Consider the following 16,897-nt stretch of genomic DNA (forward strand, 5'->3'; position numbering starts at 1 on the left):
AGTCTTCGGGATTTATTACGTCAAAACAAAAGGAGGTTTCATGAAAATGTATGGCAGGGATGTTTCAGACCTTAGTGTTCACGAAATCAACAAACTGTTTCGCCAGTATGACGAGTCACACAAGTGGCCTGTCTGCAACCAGTTCAACGCCACAGACAGGGCCATCGGGCGTCTCAGGCGCAATATCCTGCCTCACGTCGGACCCACCGGCGGTATCGAGTACGCCTACATGCTGGATGAGGAAATAAGTCAGATTGTCAATACCATCATCTAACCCAGTAATCTCAAAACAGGAGGTAAGATCATGAAGGCACATTTCGTTTCAGAACAAGAAGTCCGTGCAGTTCCCGAAGTCCAGGGCACCGACACCTGGAATCCTGTCCATCACAGCCTGGTAATCGATGCTGTGGAACATGCAGTATCCGAGGCAGGCCTGGGTATCCAGAGTAAGTGCTTCGAGCTCACCACTGGAGGAGGTAACCTGTTTGCCTCATACCGTCTGGATCAGGGTCGGGACGGAGTAAACTGGCAGATAGGATTTCGAAACTCAATTGCTAAGCGCTTTGCCGTAGGCATAACCGCCGGGACATATACAATGGTCTGCTCTAACCTGGTCTTTGCCGGTGACTTCGTCGAATTCCGGAAGCACACCAAGGGCCTGGACACAGACGAGCTCTTTGCCATGTCCGGCAGGGCCATAGAGACCACAGTCCACCGCCTGGAAAGTCTGGAGGCATGGCAGTTAGACCTGAAGAACATCCCTCTGTCCCAGCGCCATATGCGCATTTTGAGCTTCGAGGCCATGCGCAAGCAAGCCTTCCCAGCCAGCAGGTTCCACCGGTTCCTGGAGGCCTACAAAGAGGAAGTCGCCCTCAACGGCCTGACTCTGTATTCATTTTATCACAGCATCACCAGAACCATCCGGGATCAGTCCCTGAGCCGGATATCCACCCGCTCAGAAGTCCTTAATCAGCTCGTACAGGATTACCAGCACTGGCTGTCCAGAAATAGCTAACCCTTCCCTTTTCCCGGTCATAACCCGGGCTTTTTTATGTCCAAATTCCATACCTATAGAGGAGGTTTTTATGGCGTTACTGATCACCACCCAGCCCTATGCCCAGCAGGAAATCATCAGGGGGATCACCAGGGTTATCTGCGAGCACAGCCCCAATTCCAGGCGTAAGTTCCAGGAGAAGCTGCACAACCTTGCAGCGCTGCCCAGTACAGACGTGGTCATTACCGGCTACACCGAGGGGTTCTCCCATCCTGAGTTCACTCTGGCCTGGTACAGGCAAAACGGCAACCCGGACCTGCATCCTTTGGAGAGGCAGGAGGGTCCTTTCATGGTCGGAGTGATGGTCTTTCATGACTTCGAGGACTGCTGGTGCACGCACACATAAAACCAGGTTCAAGGGCCGGGGCGAAAATGTCCCGGCCCTTTTTGCGTTTAAACACCAACAAAGGAGGTACAAGATGAATACTCAGGAAGCGCTGCAGGTTCTAAAGCCCGATGCAGCCACTCTGGAGGCACTGAAGCAGGCCTACCGTGCAGCAGCCCGCAAGTATCACCCGGACATCAATCCCCACGGCGAAGAGCTCATGAAGCTCGTCAACGCTGCCTATGACCTGCTTGTATCCAGTCTTGGAGAGTGGGCCATACATGAAAACGCAGCAGAAGATCCGGGTGAGATGTCCCTGGACGAAGAGATGTCCGGCATCCTCAGCAAGATCGGTCACTTTCCGGAACTTCTGTTCGAGATCTGCGGCACCTGGCTCTGGGTCACCGGCAATACTTACTTACACCGCCAGGCACTCAAAGACGCAGGGCTCTTTTTCGCACCCAAAAAGAGGGCCTGGTTTTGGAGGCCCCCTGAATCCAAAACCAGCAGCAGAGGACAGTGGGACCTGGACAAGATCAGAACTGTACACGGCTCCCGTCCCATCAAAAACCAGTCCCTTCAGGGACTAAATGCCTAACTACAAGGAGGTATGCGGCATGATGCTTTTATCTCTGCAATGGGCAAACCCTTATACCCAGCCGCCTGCAGGCCAGGACTGGGTCCTCTACTGGAGCGTGGCAAGCAAAACCGGCCTGGGTGTAGGTGAAGAACTGATCCAGAAGGCCAAGGCTGAGGGCTATGATGTTTCCGGTTACCGCCTGACATTTACTCCCAAAGCCTTCACCCAGTTCAAACCTCTAAAGCCCGAATCTCTGGCTTCCATGCGCTACAAACGCCTGCGGACCAAGCTCAAGAAAAAGATCTCCATGCCAGGGTTCGTAGAGGAGATTCTGGATTGGAAAAAGGATTATTACGACCTGGAGACCTGCCGCAAGCAGTACGAGCGCAAAGTGCAGATCAACAAGGAACTGGAGCAGGACCTTGCCGAGAAGTATCCACCCCACAAATACGTGGAGATACAAGGAGGCGAGTAGTGCAAAAGGTATCCTGGTCTGGATAGCCAGTTGGTGAGCTCAAAACAGAGGTTCGTAGCATAGTTTAACGCCCCGGCGGTCATGCCGGGGCAAAACCACCCAGAGGTGAAGATGAAATTCTCAGACGTTGTAACAGAATCTGGACAGTACAAGGTCACTGTAACTGGTCCAGACCACAGAGGCTTTATCCGGTTTGTGAATTCTAAAGACCAGGTGATGTCCTGGATGGTCAGGACTGACGGCCGAGTGTGGAAGGGCTTTACACTTCACCCGACCACCACTGGAATCAAAAAGGGTTCGAAAGCCTTTGTAGCTGACTGGTGTTTGGACTGGGCAGCAAATGGCTTCTAAACATCCCTGCGTCCTTCGGGGCAGGGTAAAATATTAAGGAGGTAGAGTATGTACAGAAGCAGAGAGCAAGCCAGACGTACAGAATGTCCATTTGCAAAAAATGGGTTCCTGGCAGCTCCACCTGAAGTTGAGTTTGGTCCAGAAGCCAAGATGTGTTCAGCAGAAGACTGCATGATGTGGCGGGAAACAAGAGAGTTTGAAGGCAGAAACATTCACCCGGTAGGCTGGTGCGGCCTTGCCGGAGAACCAAGGGGGTAATTATGTCAAAGACCTGCAGGAACTGCCTGAACAACCAGGAATTCTCTGACGTAATGGTCAATGGCGTCCTGCTCAGGGACCCGCAGTACTGCCAGAGGGCGGACGAGATGCTGCCCAGGTTCGGCAATGCGGTAGTCCCGGTGCTGGATGACCGGGATGTGGATGTGTCTACAGACTGCCCATATTGGGAAGATGCGGACGAATGAGGGTATTCGCAGGTTTTTCAGTTATTTTCTGGTACAGAATTGCACCAGAAAATCCAAAATGAATGATTAAAGGAGGTGAATATGCCCAGTTCCAGAGCCAAATACAATGCCTACAACAAACTACTTGTGGATATCATGAAAAGTGAGCTTCCTCTTGAAACCAAAAGAGAGATCACCCACGCCATGTCCCAGGAAAACATCCTGAACGGCACAGCAAAGGGCAAACAACTGTTCAAACAGGCCAAGAAGGCCAATAAGCAAAGGAGGTAAATCGTGGGGTACACACCTGAATTATCCAAAAACCACAGCCGTATATTACGGCGCATTGCCTGGGCCGCAGGCGCACCTATGACTACAACCCTGGAAGCAATTTTCGACTGGCTTCCCTCAAAGATGGACGAGGAAAAGGTCTGTTCCAGCTGCAGGGACAAAGAGTTTTGTAATCAATGCCCATTCAATAAGCCGGACCAGTAGCTACCCCTCACCTCCAACCCTTAGCTCATGAACGCTCTTCCTGTTGGCCATGACCTGCTTATACATCTCCTGCCACTGATCCATTGTGACGGAGCCCGGATTAGCAGGCAGGACCACGGCGACTTTATTACCTACAGAGTTGTCAGGGCTGGTGACTTCCAGGCCCTGCTTATCAACCCAGGCGAAGTTGGCTTTCAGGTCAAATATCTGAGCTTGAGTATTCTTCTCATCATCCAGGAGCTGTGTGGCCCTCTGGGCTTGTATCCGCAACCTGGCTACCTGCAAGGCCCTGCGGACTTCTGGGTCCTTGAACAGAGCGACTGTCTCTTTTGATTCAGAGCTCTTGCCTACCTGCTCCCCCCACAGCAGCTGTTTGTCGATTACCCCGAGATAATACTGCAGACCGGCCAAGGTATAGGACATGCCTTGATCGTCGCAGCTGTCAAAGTAGGCTTCGATGGCCCGCAGCAGCTCATCCACGTTGGAGATCCGACCCTGATGCTGGGGCGGTACAGGAGGAGAAGTCTTTTCGTTTTTCATGGCTTTGCTCCATAAGTTTGCAACCATTCTATAGTAACAATTAAAACAATGCAAGTGCGGTCACAGGCCCGTCTCGATCATGAGGCGGACCTGTTTGTTTCCACATTCAACTAAGGAGGTCTTTATGAAGGAAAGAGAAAAGGCAAAAACATTGCTGGATCAGCTTTATGCAATGGAGTCCAGCCCCGACTATGTCCTGTCCAGTCCTGAAGCCGCTGTGATCCAGCTACTGCCCTTTCGCAAAAAGAAGACGGAGAATTTTGTCGTCCTGTTCGTAGACAACAAAAACAGGATGATCTGCAAAAAAGTGGTGGCAAAAGGCACTGTTGATCAGATCCCGGTGTTTCCAAGGGAAATCATCAGGCATGCAATCTTGAAACAAGCTTCCGGCATCATCCTCGGACATAATCATCCCGGTGGGGCCTCTGAACCGTCCAAACAGGACCGTGAATTGACCAGCAAAATCAAACGCATTGCTATGGAGTTGGGAATCCGGGTGCTTGACCATATCATCATCTGTGACTCCGGTCATTTCAGCTTCCAGGAGAATGGATACCTGTAGCTCCCCCTTATCAACCATAACAGCGTTTAGTGCCCGGTCAGCATCGTGTTGGCCGGGCTTTTTTGTTCAACCAGAAACCACAGGAGGATTTTGCAATGACTACATTAGCAGACATCGAAATGGAAATCGCCAACATCCTGGCAACGGCAGAGGAGTTGTCCGAGGACCAGCAGGAGGTGGCCCTGGAGTACTTGGATGAGCTGGCCATAGCCGAGTACGAAAAGATTGATGCTGTGGGTTATGCAGTTCGTAAACGCCAGTCTGAGATCCAATTCCTGAAAGACGAGGAAGTCAGGCTCCGGAACAAACGCCAGGCCATGGAGAAAAGACTCTCTGATTTTAAGGCCTACCTGGTGGAACTCTTCCAGCGTGAGGAGATCCACAAGATCAAGGGAGTCAGCACAACAGCCTACCTGCGCCGCAGCAGCTCAGTGGAGGTGACCGACATCTCTCAGCTGCCCTCTGATTACGTGGAGACCAGGATCGATTTTGTCCCCAGGAAGTCTCAGATCCGGGACGCCCTCAAACAGGGCCAGGAAATCCCCGGAGCCAGGATGCAGGAGAAGCAGTCCCTGGTCCTGAGCTGACCACAACCCTAAACCCCAAGCGGTCATGCAGCCCGTCATTCATCGTGAGTGGCGGGCTGTTTTTGTTTCTAAAAACCTACTTTCAAAGGAGGAAATCAGTATGTTCAAGAAAGCAGAAAGAAGGCAGTCAAAGTTAAGGTTCGGCATTGTCGGTCCCAGTGGATCTGGAAAGACTTACAGCGCTCTGTTGATAGCCCAGGGTCTTGGTGGCAGTGTTGCCCTGCTGGATACGGAACGTGGCTCAGGCTCTCTGTATGCCGACCTGTGCGAATACGATGTAGCTGAACTGACCCCGCCTTTTAGTCCGGAGCGCTACACCCAGGCCATCAAGGAGGCTGAAAGGACCGGTTATGAAGTGCTCATAATCGACTCCCTTTCCCATGCCTGGTCCGGTGAAGGCGGCATCTTGGAGTTTGTGGACAGGGCCTCGCAGGCGCAGAAGAACAATTTTGCCGCCTGGAGGGAGGCCTCTCCCAAGCACAACGCCTTGGTGGACTCCATCCTGGGTGCCAACCTGCACGTCATTATAACCATGCGCAGCAAAACCGCCTGGGACGTAGTCAAGGACGAGCGTACCGGAAAGACCCGCCCAGTCAAAATTGGCCTGGCACCTGTGCAGCGTGACGGCCTGGAATACGAATTCACCTGCGTACTTGAACTCTCTGTGGATGGGCATATTGCAACGGCCTCAAAGGATCGCACCGGCCTCTTTGATGGTCAGTATTTTCTGCCCAGCAAAGACACCGGCCAGATTCTCAAAGAATGGCTACAAGGTGGCCGCCCGGACAATGGGAACAAGGAGAATAAGCCTGCTGAGCCTAAGATAGACAGTGAAGTTGAGGCTGAGCCGGTAGCGGACCCTGCCCCTGCATCCAGGAAGAAAAGCCAGGATGTGTTTACCAAGAAAAAGCAGAGGCAGGAGGACAGGCCCCCGCAGCCGCTTACCCCGGAAGATAATGGAGTAACTGTCGCAAGTCTTGTAAACACGATGCGAGAGCTTGGTCTTTCAGACAAGCTTGATCTCTATGAGGCGTACCTTCTGGGCAAGTACGGCAATGATCTGCGCAAACTGACCAAGGACCAGGTAAATGAGCAGTACCACAATCTGTGCCGCTGCAAGCGCGACCAGGAGCTCTTCCAGAGATTCGTCACCTACCTGGACGGTTTGAGCAAGAAACAGGCTGCATAGCAAGTTAAAGACACCAGGAAGGCCCCGCTATCCAGGGTCTTCCTGGTAATTTCACAGTAATCTGGTCAATTATTTACAGCTTTATAAAAAAATATCCTGAAAATTCGATATTTATTAAGAAATATCCACCATTTGAGCAGATTTTGCATTGAAATCGAAAGCGAACACTGCTATTTTTTCCAGCACTTAAAATAATTCAATTATTTCAGTATCTTTTTAATTCACTAGGCAAAAGGCTGAGTTTAACTAAGGTCTGTGGACGTTCCTAATGGTCGAAGGTGTCGGGCTTGCAAATAATCAGGCCGAAAGGCTGCTTCGCAGAGGTGTGATTTGGTGAAACGCAGCCAGAGTACAGAGAGCGAAGCCGATGATCGCTGGGAAAAAACCTGAGCCTGACCCTGACTTGCCGCCTGCAAAAAAAGCTTTTCTATCCAGCACTCGTAGAAGCCATAGGCGTCTACTTTCATGGCCAAGAGTCTGACTTGTGCTGGATCAAAAAAATCACATTTTAGACCAAACTGGAGCACCCCCTAAATGGTTACATCTTTATGTCTGACTGGTGCTGACCCTCATGAAAAGCTTTGATGTATATCACAGTTCTGCCAAGGGGCTTAGGCTTATAAAATCCGGTTTTTCCTGGCCGGCTTTTTTTCTGAACTTTATCTGGCTGTTTTACGCAGGTCTCTGGGATTTTGCCATTGCATTTCTGTGCTGGATACTGTTTGGGGCTTATCTTCTCGTTGCTGTAGAACCAGTGCAGGAAAACATATACTTGCTTGCATCATTATGCGGAGTTTATTTTATAATTATACTCTTGCCCGGACTTTATGGCAACAGGTGGCTTAAAAACAAGCTGGTCCTGGATAGATTTGAACTGGTGCAGGCTATCCAGGCCAAAAGCCGAAAAGATGCTTATTCCCGTCTTCAGTCTCTAAACCCTGATCTTTATGCCAGGCATCAACTGTTTAGATATGCGCAGCAGGAAAATGATGATACAGATTCTCCAAGAATAGGTCGATCAATTACTGTGCACAGGGTAAGTAGTGGTTTTTCCCATCGTAGAAAAATTCTTGTTGGGTTCAGTATCCTGTTGAGCTTGACTCTATCCTGGACCATAGTCCAGCATGAAAGTTCTACACAAAAAAACCCTGTTGCAGATGAGTCTCTAAAAGAAAAACCACTCAGCCAAGAGGAAGCAGATCATGTCCATCAGCCTGAAAACAAAGAATATTCAGCTGAAAAAATAACGTCTTTATCCAAGGAGGCTAAACAACTCCAGGATGAGGACCTTCAAATGGACTCAGAAGTTTTTTCCAAAGAAATGGATACTGCCCATACTGATTCAGATTCTGCTCAGAAGATAGCTGAGCAGTGCAGAAAGGAAAGTCATGTCGGTCAATGGGAAGAAGCTGTAGAACTCTGCAGGCAGTCTGTCAGTGAAAATCCCCAGGATGCCGGATCATGGGAGCAACTTGGCCGGTCATACATGCATACGGACCAGCCTGGAGAAGCCGCAAAGGCCTTTGAAAAGGCCGGAAACATAGATGCCAGTAAGGGTCTGGATGGTTTTGAGCTCTTGGCGGAAAAAGAGCCGGACAAAGCCCAGGCCTGGGTCGGTATGGGCCGGGCATATATGGAGATGGATGACACAGACCAGGCCCTGCAGGCTTTTGACAAGGCTGCTGCACTGGACCCGGAAAAGGGTAGAGAGGGACTGGAGAAGGTTGTGCAGGAAAAACCGGAAAATGCCCGGGCCTGGAAAGGCCTGGGTAGATCATATCTGGAAACAGAGCAACCCGAACAGGCGGTTCTGGCCTTTGAAAAAGCATCCCAGTCGGACATGCAGCTGGGCATGGCAGAGTTGCAGGCTGTGGTGCGCAAATATCCGAACAATGCCTCGGCCCTTAAAAAGCTGGGCAGCATTTACCGAAAAGCAGGCCGGACGGAAATGGCCGTGGACCACCTGGAAGATGCTGTGAATAAAAATTCTGGTTCAGCCAGTGCATGGTTTGAACTTGGCAAAGCCCTCCATGAGCTTAGTCAGGCAACTAGCACGGACAGCCATAGTGGGCCACAGGTAGTTACCTTTTATCACGAACTCCTTGATGTATGGCAGGTTTTTGAAGGTTTTAGGGTATGTTCTTTGCATTTGGAGGCCATGCAGGCCTATCAACATGCCGTGCTGCTGCACCCTGGATATGCAATAGCCTGGAGAGAGCTGGGGTCATTTTTTCTTCAGCAAGGAGGCTGGACCAAGCCGGCTGTTTTCTACCTAAAAAATGCTGTGAAGGCTAACCCCATGGATGTAGACGCCTGGGAAGCACTGAACGTGGCCTATAGGGCATCTGGGCAAAAGAGCAGGGCTTCTTATGCACTCCATCGGGCAGGCCACCTGTCTTCCCAGTAGAGAAACGCTGGCATTGATTGTTTTTTAAGTTCATGTCCAGGTAGAGGTCGATTAATTTTAAGAGCTAGCCTGGAAACCAGTCTGGCTTCCTTTGATAAAGTAAGGTATGTTGATTTAAGCGCTTATCATCAAGCTTTATAAGGTGATTATGCAGTGATACCAACAGTTATCATAGGCCGACCTCAAATAATGCAGTCATTTACACAGTTAACACGCTAGGAAACATGCTAAATGAGAACATTTAAGATTTTCAAGCACCCCACACAAGGCTACGAGGCAGTCAAGGTCGGTTTCTCCTGGCCGGCTTTTTTCTTCGATATGATATGGATGCTGGTTAAAAAACTCTGGATAGTTGCAGGCATCTGGTTCTGTCTCTACATTGCATTTGCAATCATTGACTCCGTTACACAAGGTCCATTTGGGCTTTTTGTTCTCATTGTAATTTGGTTATCCATGTGGCTAATACCAGGGTTCAAGGGTAACGAGTGGAGAGAATCTAATCTTTCTGGGCGAGGATATGAGCATATTGATACTGTCCAGGCTGGCAATCCTGATTCAGCAATTGCTCAGGTTACAAAAAAGCAGGAGCAATCTTCTGAAAAAGGCCAGCAAGCCAAAAATGCTGCCTCAAAAGCCGAGCCCAAGCCTGAACCTTTTGCGGGCTTTCAAGATATCCCGGACCCCTCCAGAAATGATCAAAAGCCAAAACTTCAGCTTCCCAAAGGTAGAGGATAGGCATGAGCAGAACTCTATACGATATCCTTGAAGTTTCTAAGACGGCACCGCCTGAGGTCATAAAAAGCGCATACCGTTCACTAGCTGCTATTTATCATCCTGACAGTGGACAATCACCTGATGAGGATAAATTCAAAAGAATTGTCAGAGCCTATGAGGTTCTGTCAGATCCCGAAAAAAGATCAGAGTATGATGCCAGAATCCTACACGAAGAAGAGGAAAAGTTTCTAGGGTTCGCTACTGATGATGAATCACTGGCTCCCAAGACCGTAAAGAGGGTTGATGGCACTGACACCTGGTGCACAATTGATGAACATATTCGCAGGAAAGGAGCTGAGCTTGCCGAGGCTGACCTTAACGGACTGAAACTAAGAGATTTATCACTAAAAAAAGCTCAACTGATAGGTGCAGATTTAAGTAACTCAGATATAAAAAATGTGGACTTAAGCGAGGCAAATCTAACAGGACTTACATGTAAAAACAGCATATTTGAAAATGTAGATTTCACTGAAACAAAAATGGACCATGCGTATTTCGAACAATGCATATTTAAGAAATGTAAATTTTCAGGAATACCAACCGTAGAATCGCCAATTAAACATGCTTCCTTTATATCATCAGATATTAGCAATCATAATTTTTATCACTTATCATTCAACAATGTAGATTTTTCAAATAGTATTTTAGAAAGTTCTTCATTTGGAATCACAGAAGACAATTTACGATCAGAAGATCATACAATTATTAATTGCAAAATGATAAATGTAAATTTAAGGATGGCAGAATTTGGATCAAACATTACTAATGTTGACTTTAGTAATTCAAATCTAAATAACATTTTTTGCTCATCTATCAAATTAGTAAAATGTAATTTTAGTAATACTAATCTTGCAAATTCAAAATTTAAAGAATCTATCATAAAAAATCCAATTTCTTTTGAAAACTCTGTTCTATATAATGCTGATTTAAGTTCTTCTGGAATTATTAATTCAGATTTTTCATCATGCAATCTAATTAATACAAGATTTCATGAAGCATATTTGATTGATGTTATATTTCCTGTTGACTATAAATTACCTGATTCAGCAATATCAAGAAAATCATCTCAAGAAAAAGGAGGCTGTTATATTGCGACGATAATTTATGGAGATTATAATGATTTACAGGTATTTATTTTAAGACAATTTAGGGATCGCTATCTTAAAAAAACAACTATGGGAACATATTTAATAAAAATATACTATAATACAGCACCATTGTTGATAAAATATGTTGGCCATTGCAAACTTTTTCAAGTTATTGTTAAATTTGTACTTGATCGTTTAGTAAAAAAAATCTCATAATTACTTATTTTACTTCGACGATATGTGGAGTCAATACGTAGGTGCGGTGAAAAGAGATGCAGATAAACACAGTAAACTTTCAGGATAACATTTATGCGCACCCTCTTCGACCCGCTTAAGTTCTTACAGTCCCTGCGCCTGGCCGTAGAACTCGATTCCAAAGGGCAGATATTAGTCCATGGTATGCGCTTCCTGGAACCCCATAAGGCGAAGCAGGCCCGCAACGCCCTGAAGATCTATGACAAGCTCCTGCGTATGCAGCTGGATGCTCCCAGCAAGCATATGAGGCCCTCTGTCAGGAAGCTGCTGGCCCTGGGGAAGGTGGAGATAAGGGAGGGGCAGTATGTCTTACCAGAGAGCCATGGACTGCATCTATAACATGTCAGGTTCAGGAGATCAGGTATGGGCTCACAAGTAATTGCCGCCTGTAAATGCGGTGCTAATGCCATTATACTGATTGGCGGCGGTATGCTTAATTTTATGGAGACATGTTATTTCCCCTGTATGTGTAAGGGCTGCCACGAAGTCGTCCAGGTAAATCTGCTTGCCAAGGAGACAAGATGCCCCGAGTGCCGGGCGCGTAATCCAATTCCTTACGATGACCCTGGACTACAGGGAACCCCGGGGCACCACCATGTGGTAGAATGGCGCATGACTGATCAACTTGACAGAGATCTTGTTCTCACTGATGGCAAGTACATGTGCCCCAAGTGCGGCAAGATGTCCCTTGAATTTCGCGACAGCGGCCTGTGCTGGGATTAAACCAGGAGAAAACCTGCCTTGACCAGAATTTACATCCCCGCCACAAGTGCAGAGCAATGGGCTCAGTTCCTGGCTGAGCCCGCCAGACAGTGGCGTAAAGGCTATTCAGCCCGCACTCTCGCCTATTCCTGGCAAGATGCTGATGGCTTCCCAGATGAGGTTGGAGCAGTTCTCGGGTTAAAATTCCCTGCAGCGGAGATTTTGCTTGCTTTTCCGGAGCACCAGGTTCCACTGCCTGGTGGCTCTCGTCCTTCACAAAATGATATCTGGGTCCTTGCCCGTTCACAAGGGAAGCTCATTTCCATTGCTGTAGAGGGCAAGGTTTCCGAGTCATTTGGCCCCACGATACAGGAATGGCAGGCCCAGTCCAACCCGGGCAAGACAGCTCGCCTTGAGTTTCTGCAAAGGCTGCTTGAACTGGACGCAGTCCCCCTCTCCATCCGCTATCAGCTTTTGCACCGCACAGCATCGGCACTCATTGAGGCCCAGAGATTCAACGCACAGCATGCCCTCATGCTGGTTCACTCCTTCAGCCAGTCCCATGAAGGCTTCCAGGACTATGCGGCTTTTGCCGAACTCATGGGCGGCAGGGCAAGCAAAGAAATCTTAAACTCAGCAGGCTCCCTTTCAGGTACGCTTCTTCATATAGCCTGGGTGCAGGGCAACCCCGCCAGCCTTAGCAAATAAAGGGGCCAGGGATTAGCCTCCAACCGGGGTTAGTAGTGTTCAGGTAATCAGTCTGAAAACTATGCCTGACTTCAATCAATGGAGCCACATTTTTCAATGTGGATGAGACCTCAAGACCAAGGAATCGGCCACAATGACCTTCAAGCTTCAATGGAGCCACATTTAACAATGTGGATGAGACTTCTGCCTCACCTGCTGCGAGAGCTTTGAGGCGGTGCTTCAATGGAGCCACATTTTTTAATGTGGATGAGACTGGGAGGACTACGGCGAAGCGGTTGTCGATATAATGCTTCAATGGAGCCACATTTTTCAACGTGGATGAGACTCGCCGCCGCCCTCATATTCACCAGTGCCAGGGTTGCTTCAATGGAGCCACATTTTTCAATGTGGATGAGACGTGCCCGGTGCCAGAATTGAAACCAAGCAAACCGTGCTTCAATGGAGCCACATTTTTTAATGTGGATGAGACTTGTCCGTATACTCACGGAGGTACACGGCACGGTAGCTTCAATGGAGCCACATTTTATAATGTGGCTGAGACCAGCTTTTCACGCTTGAAATCCTTGCAGTTGAGCCAGCTTCAATGGAGCCACATTTTTCAATGTGGTTGAGACTAAAGCGCATATTCCAGTGATACATGGCCTGAATCCTTCAATAGAGCCACATTTTTAAATGTGGATGAGACTAAATGCTGACACCATCCGGGACATGCTGGACGGGCTTCAATGGGGCCACATTTTTTAATGTGGATGAGACACCACCCACGCAAAGTCGTGTTCTTCGGAACCACGCTTCAATGGAGCCACATTTTTCAATGTGGATGAGACGATAGATTTCAGCTTCATCATCTGTTTGTAATGTGCTTCAATGGAGCCACATTTTTTAATGTGGATGAGACGAGATTGACGGTGAAGCCCTGCCCTATAACCACCAGCTTCAATGGAGCCACATTTTTTAATGTGGATGAGACCAGAGCGCCCTGGGCATTTTCATCGTTGCTGGTGTGCTTCAATGGAGCCACATTTTTTAATGTGGATGAGACCAATTCGGTCTCCACCGGAGTCAGATACCCATGCGGGCTTCAATGGAGCCACATTTTTTAATGTGGATGAGACCGTTATTTTCGTTGCCGGATTGATCGTAAACTGTAGCTTCAATGGAGCCACATTTTTTAATGTGGATGAGACCTTTGCGATAGGCGATCATGTGGTGGTGCGTTTTGCTTCAATGGAGCCACATTTTTTAATGTGGATGAGACGCCGGGTCTGGGCTCCCACTTATAGCCCATATGCTTCAATGGAGCCACATTTTTTAATGTGGATGAGACGTATGGGAATACGAGATGACGAGTGCGTGATAATTGCTTCAATGGAGCCACATTTTTTAATGTGGATGAGACTTGCCCTGTGGGTCGCCCTGAGCTACCTGTGCGACGCTTCAATGGAGCCACATTTTTTAATGTGGATGAGACTGTGCCCATACGCTGTTTGCCACCCGCAATGGGGCGCTTCAATGGAGCCACATTTTTTAATGTGGATGAGACGCTGCCCAAAACAAAGGTCGTCTGCCCCACCTGCAGCTTCAATGGAGCCACATTTTTTAATGTGGATGAGACCAAGGGGAAAGCGGTGGGTGATGTGTGAGCACATGCTTCAATGGAGCCACATTTTTTAATGTGGATGAGACATGGGGATTTTTGGCGTGCAGTAGTCCAGACAAATGCTTCAATGGAGCCACATTTTTTAATGTGGATGAGACTGTCTTCATGAAAAACCCCGTCATTTGGGGTGTTACGAGCCCTGCTACGCGAACCCCTTTCAAAACCTGAGATATTTAATTGTCAAAGAGCTAATGTTTCTTATAACTACCTGATTTTATTGCTGCGCGAACGTACCTATGATTTCCAACTGCTTGGGGTTCGCACCAGGCTATTCTACAGGTTGAAAAAGCCCCAAGCCGAAATGGCACCTTGCACCTAAAGCAAATGGCCCAGGCACAGCTGTGTTGAAGTGTATTATACATCCGTGTCCTCTGAATGGCCTCTCATCCCTCTTGCCCCTTGCAAATTCCATCCAGCGCAGAGGTTTTGGACCGGTGATTGTCCATTGTATCCAGTTTACAGAAGCAGGTTCAGGCAAACCATGGTACTCACATTCAAGTAATATCTCCTGTGTAAGCCAGTCTAAATAACTCCCACGTCCCTTGCGGTGATGCCTGGTTGTCACAAAAGGAGTTGCGCTGACCCAGGTTCTGGACAACTTAAAATTTGGCTGTTCCCTCATAGAAGACAAAATCAGGCTGGCATCTGGCTTGCCGTTGGACTGCCATATTGATCTCAATCTATCCAGGGCCATCAACTCGGATGAGTCAAACGGCTCTCTTGCTGTGATGACAAGACTGTCAATCCGTCCGTCATGATCCTCATCCAGAGGAAGAAAAAAAGCATGTCCATGACCTTCCAGTGGTGAACCATCAGCACTTTTTCCGCTGAATTTGCTGGAGACAAGCCCGGGATCGTCGCCCTGGATTTTACGGTGAATACCCATAAGCTTCAGGCGGATTCTTTCAGCGAAATGTATGGATTCCTGGACCATGGGACGTACCCTGGAGTGAATCTCGTATTTAAACAGGCGGTATTCACGTCGTGACTCAAATCCTGCTCTTGAGGGGATGGTTCTGTTTAACCGGGATTTTTTGCGGGAGTAATCGATCCATTCAAGTGCCGGAGGATGTGCCCAGCCCTGGTTTAGAAGATCCCTTGTGGAAAGGCAGATGGCTTCAAACCAGCTTAAATCACTGCTTACAGGGAGACTCTCATATTCACTTCTGGGCAGAACGCAGGCTATCTTTTCATCCTCGTATACAGAACTCTGACCTGCTGAATCACTTGGCAAACAGTCCCAGCTAAATGATGGAACATTGTCTCTTATATTTACCTTCACCCAGGATTCGGATCTTCCCAGGTAGTTCAGCTCTTCAAGAAGAGTGCCCAGGTCAACCAGATGCTGCTCCTGCATAGAATTTTCGAATGCCATGTAAAGAGAGTCACCCTTATCCAGTGCGACAAAGGAGTCGAAAATCAACTGTTTTTTGGTGACGTCCTTTTCATTGCTGCTCTGGTAAGTTCTAATGTGGGCAGTGGTGGCCTGGGGCAAAAGGTAAAAGGGCTTTCCTGATAATCCTTGCAGCACAGACTCAATCCTGGCCTGCTCCCAGTCGGGAAAACGTCTTTTCTGGATATCAATCAGTGCTCTTGCTAATCTGTAAGGGGAGGGAGGCCATTCCGCTTCACCTTCATTGACGTTTCTCCCCCAAGGATTGGCATGATATCGGCCTGCGGGAAAAGTAAACTCTAAAGCCAGCATAAGTCTTTTCCCTGCTTATGAAGTCTTGAGAACAGTCTCAGTGTTGATCTGGGTCACAGGTGGCTGTGCAAACAGCTCTTTATCCTTGCACTCCGTTATTTGATTCTGAACCGATTTCTTTAGCTCTGCCGAACCTGGAACTGTAAAGCCTTCTGGTTCCTTTACCATTAAAGCGTTTCCATCTTTTAGTTCGAGGTCGCAGGCTGTTCGCAGCCGCAGGCCTCCTTCCAGAAAGCTGCGGATTTTATACAAACCCAGGCCAATCAGTAAATTTTCCGCCTCATCTCCCAGTTCGTAGGATCTTATCATTCCCAGATCAAAGTTAAAAAATGCCTTTATATTTGAGGCAGTATACTCCACTCGTTGATATGGGACATTGCCATAAACATCCTTGTCGTGTTCAGCAGCCCGGATCTTGCCGGTGGGGTCAATGGGGTTGTTCTTCACACCACCGTATACAACTTCCTTGGCATCGATGGCCTCTATAAAGGAAGATACAGCCCTGGGCATCTTGACTCTCCCGTCCTCCAGGTTTGCCAGGAAAACACCATGCAGGATGGAGTTGACATCATACTTGAAAATAGTTCTTGCGATTTTTCTCCAGTCAAGAGGTTTGCCCTTCTCGTAATCCGCCTCCTGCTTGAAAGCCTGCTGGAAATCCTTGTCAGTGATGATAAATGGAGAGTTAAGACGATGAGCCTCCATCAGGGAATTGGTCTTTGCATCCGTTGCACCCTCAAGGCTTACTCTGACATAAGGCAGACCGTCAAAGTCTTTGATCAGCTCGCTGTCAGGCCCTATTACAGTGCTCTCCAGCCTGTTTGCCATTGACTGGGGGGACTCAAGGACTATCTTCCTGGTTCCATCTGGCAACAGATAGGTCCCTGCACCAATATCAGGGAAACCCGTAGGTTGAAAACGATCCCCCTGGACAGGCTCAAGGTCTGCCTCCAGCAAAAGCCTTTTGGCATTTTTTAACACTTCAAACATAAGACTC

General features: G+C 48.2%; 20 protein-coding genes and 1 CRISPR repeat array. Of the genes, 17 read left to right on the plus strand and 3 right to left on the minus strand.

Annotated features, from left to right (window positions below):
- Nucleotides 1-40: 40 nt before the first annotated feature.
- From DTHIO_RS16735 to DTHIO_RS16775, 8 genes are all read left to right on the plus strand, one after another.
- A complete protein-coding gene (locus tag DTHIO_RS16735) occupies nucleotides 41-274 on the plus strand; it encodes a hypothetical protein (RefSeq protein ID WP_008871444.1) in 234 nt (77 codons plus the stop codon).
- A 30-nt stretch (nucleotides 275-304) separates the two neighbouring features.
- Nucleotides 305-1,015 carry a hypothetical protein gene (locus DTHIO_RS16740; RefSeq protein WP_008871445.1) on the plus strand — a complete coding sequence of 237 codons (711 nt, stop codon included), beginning with the start codon at nucleotides 305-307 and terminating at the stop codon, nucleotides 1,013-1,015.
- Between the two features lie 70 nt (nucleotides 1,016-1,085).
- Entirely contained in the window at nucleotides 1,086-1,400 is a 315-nt protein-coding gene (locus tag DTHIO_RS16745) for a hypothetical protein (protein WP_008871446.1), read from the plus strand.
- Nucleotides 1,401-1,473: 73 nt separating this feature from the next.
- Nucleotides 1,474-1,977, plus strand: a complete 504-nt coding sequence (locus DTHIO_RS16750; RefSeq protein WP_008871447.1) for a J domain-containing protein — start codon at nucleotides 1,474-1,476, stop codon at nucleotides 1,975-1,977.
- Nucleotides 1,978-1,996: 19 nt separating this feature from the next.
- The gene (locus DTHIO_RS16755; protein ID WP_008871448.1) at nucleotides 1,997-2,434 is read left to right on the plus strand and encodes a hypothetical protein; all 438 of its coding nucleotides are present in this window, start codon (nucleotides 1,997-1,999) and stop codon (nucleotides 2,432-2,434) included.
- A 399-nt stretch (nucleotides 2,435-2,833) separates the two neighbouring features.
- Nucleotides 2,834-3,043, plus strand: coding sequence for a hypothetical protein (locus DTHIO_RS16765; RefSeq protein ID WP_008871450.1), 210 nt, complete (start codon nucleotides 2,834-2,836; stop codon nucleotides 3,041-3,043).
- Nucleotides 3,044-3,045: 2 nt separating this feature from the next.
- A complete protein-coding gene (locus tag DTHIO_RS16770) occupies nucleotides 3,046-3,249 on the plus strand; it encodes a hypothetical protein (protein ID WP_008871451.1) in 204 nt (67 codons plus the stop codon).
- Between the two features lie 81 nt (nucleotides 3,250-3,330).
- On the plus strand, nucleotides 3,331-3,519 hold the full coding sequence (locus DTHIO_RS16775) for a hypothetical protein (protein WP_008871452.1): 189 nt from the start codon (nucleotides 3,331-3,333) through the stop codon (nucleotides 3,517-3,519).
- A 204-nt stretch (nucleotides 3,520-3,723) separates the two neighbouring features.
- Here DTHIO_RS16775 and DTHIO_RS16780 read toward each other — a convergent pair whose 3' ends face one another.
- The gene (locus DTHIO_RS16780) at nucleotides 3,724-4,263 is read right to left on the minus strand and encodes a terminase small subunit (protein ID WP_008871454.1); all 540 of its coding nucleotides are present in this window, start codon (nucleotides 4,261-4,263) and stop codon (nucleotides 3,724-3,726) included.
- A 124-nt stretch (nucleotides 4,264-4,387) separates the two neighbouring features.
- On the opposite strand from DTHIO_RS16780, the gene DTHIO_RS16785 reads away from it, so the two are divergent.
- The 9 genes from DTHIO_RS16785 (at nucleotide 4,388) to DTHIO_RS16825 (ending at nucleotide 12,535) form a co-directional block, all read left to right on the plus strand.
- Nucleotides 4,388-4,825 carry a JAB domain-containing protein gene (locus DTHIO_RS16785; RefSeq protein WP_050775230.1) on the plus strand — a complete coding sequence of 146 codons (438 nt, stop codon included), beginning with the start codon at nucleotides 4,388-4,390 and terminating at the stop codon, nucleotides 4,823-4,825.
- Nucleotides 4,826-4,920: 95 nt separating this feature from the next.
- Nucleotides 4,921-5,412 carry a siphovirus Gp157 family protein gene (locus DTHIO_RS16790; protein WP_008871456.1) on the plus strand — a complete coding sequence of 164 codons (492 nt, stop codon included), beginning with the start codon at nucleotides 4,921-4,923 and terminating at the stop codon, nucleotides 5,410-5,412.
- 100 nt (nucleotides 5,413-5,512) lie between these two features.
- Nucleotides 5,513-6,601, plus strand: a complete 1,089-nt coding sequence (locus tag DTHIO_RS16795) for an ATP-binding protein (protein WP_008871457.1) — start codon at nucleotides 5,513-5,515, stop codon at nucleotides 6,599-6,601.
- Between the two features lie 571 nt (nucleotides 6,602-7,172).
- Nucleotides 7,173-9,008 (plus strand): tetratricopeptide repeat protein, encoded by a 1,836-nt coding sequence (locus DTHIO_RS16800; RefSeq protein ID WP_008871458.1) that lies wholly within the window; start codon nucleotides 7,173-7,175, stop codon nucleotides 9,006-9,008.
- Nucleotides 9,009-9,239: 231 nt separating this feature from the next.
- Nucleotides 9,240-9,743 (plus strand): DUF2628 domain-containing protein, encoded by a 504-nt coding sequence (locus tag DTHIO_RS16805; protein WP_008871459.1) that lies wholly within the window; start codon nucleotides 9,240-9,242, stop codon nucleotides 9,741-9,743.
- Nucleotides 9,744-9,745: 2 nt separating this feature from the next.
- Complete coding sequence (locus tag DTHIO_RS16810; RefSeq protein WP_008871460.1) at nucleotides 9,746-11,086, plus strand: pentapeptide repeat-containing protein; 1,341 nt, start codon at nucleotides 9,746-9,748, stop codon at nucleotides 11,084-11,086.
- A gap of 93 nt (nucleotides 11,087-11,179) precedes the next feature.
- Nucleotides 11,180-11,464, plus strand: coding sequence for a hypothetical protein (locus DTHIO_RS16815; RefSeq protein ID WP_008871461.1), 285 nt, complete (start codon nucleotides 11,180-11,182; stop codon nucleotides 11,462-11,464).
- A 24-nt stretch (nucleotides 11,465-11,488) separates the two neighbouring features.
- Entirely contained in the window at nucleotides 11,489-11,848 is a 360-nt protein-coding gene (locus DTHIO_RS16820; RefSeq protein WP_008871462.1) for a hypothetical protein, read from the plus strand.
- 18 nt (nucleotides 11,849-11,866) lie between these two features.
- A complete protein-coding gene (locus DTHIO_RS16825) occupies nucleotides 11,867-12,535 on the plus strand; it encodes a DUF6946 family protein (protein WP_008871463.1) in 669 nt (222 codons plus the stop codon).
- Nucleotides 12,536-12,607: 72 nt separating this feature from the next.
- A CRISPR array of direct repeats spans nucleotides 12,608-14,293; the repeat unit is 37 nt; unit sequence GCTTCAATGGAGCCACATTTTTTAATGTGGATGAGAC.
- A 170-nt stretch (nucleotides 14,294-14,463) separates the two neighbouring features.
- On the opposite strand, the gene csb2 is transcribed toward DTHIO_RS16825, so the two are convergent.
- Nucleotides 14,464-15,900: a type I-G CRISPR-associated protein Csb2 gene (gene csb2, locus DTHIO_RS16830; RefSeq protein ID WP_008871464.1), complete on the minus strand. Its 1,437-nt coding sequence runs from the start codon at nucleotides 15,898-15,900 to the stop codon at nucleotides 14,464-14,466.
- A 15-nt stretch (nucleotides 15,901-15,915) separates the two neighbouring features.
- Entirely contained in the window at nucleotides 15,916-16,890 is a 975-nt protein-coding gene (gene cas7g, locus DTHIO_RS16835; protein ID WP_008871465.1) for a type I-G CRISPR-associated RAMP protein Csb1/Cas7g, read from the minus strand.
- Between the last annotated feature and the right edge of the window lie 7 nt (nucleotides 16,891-16,897).

This window comes from Desulfonatronospira thiodismutans ASO3-1 (assembly GCF_000174435.1).
Taxonomy (GTDB): domain Bacteria; phylum Desulfobacterota; class Desulfovibrionia; order Desulfovibrionales; family Desulfonatronovibrionaceae; genus Desulfonatronospira; species Desulfonatronospira thiodismutans.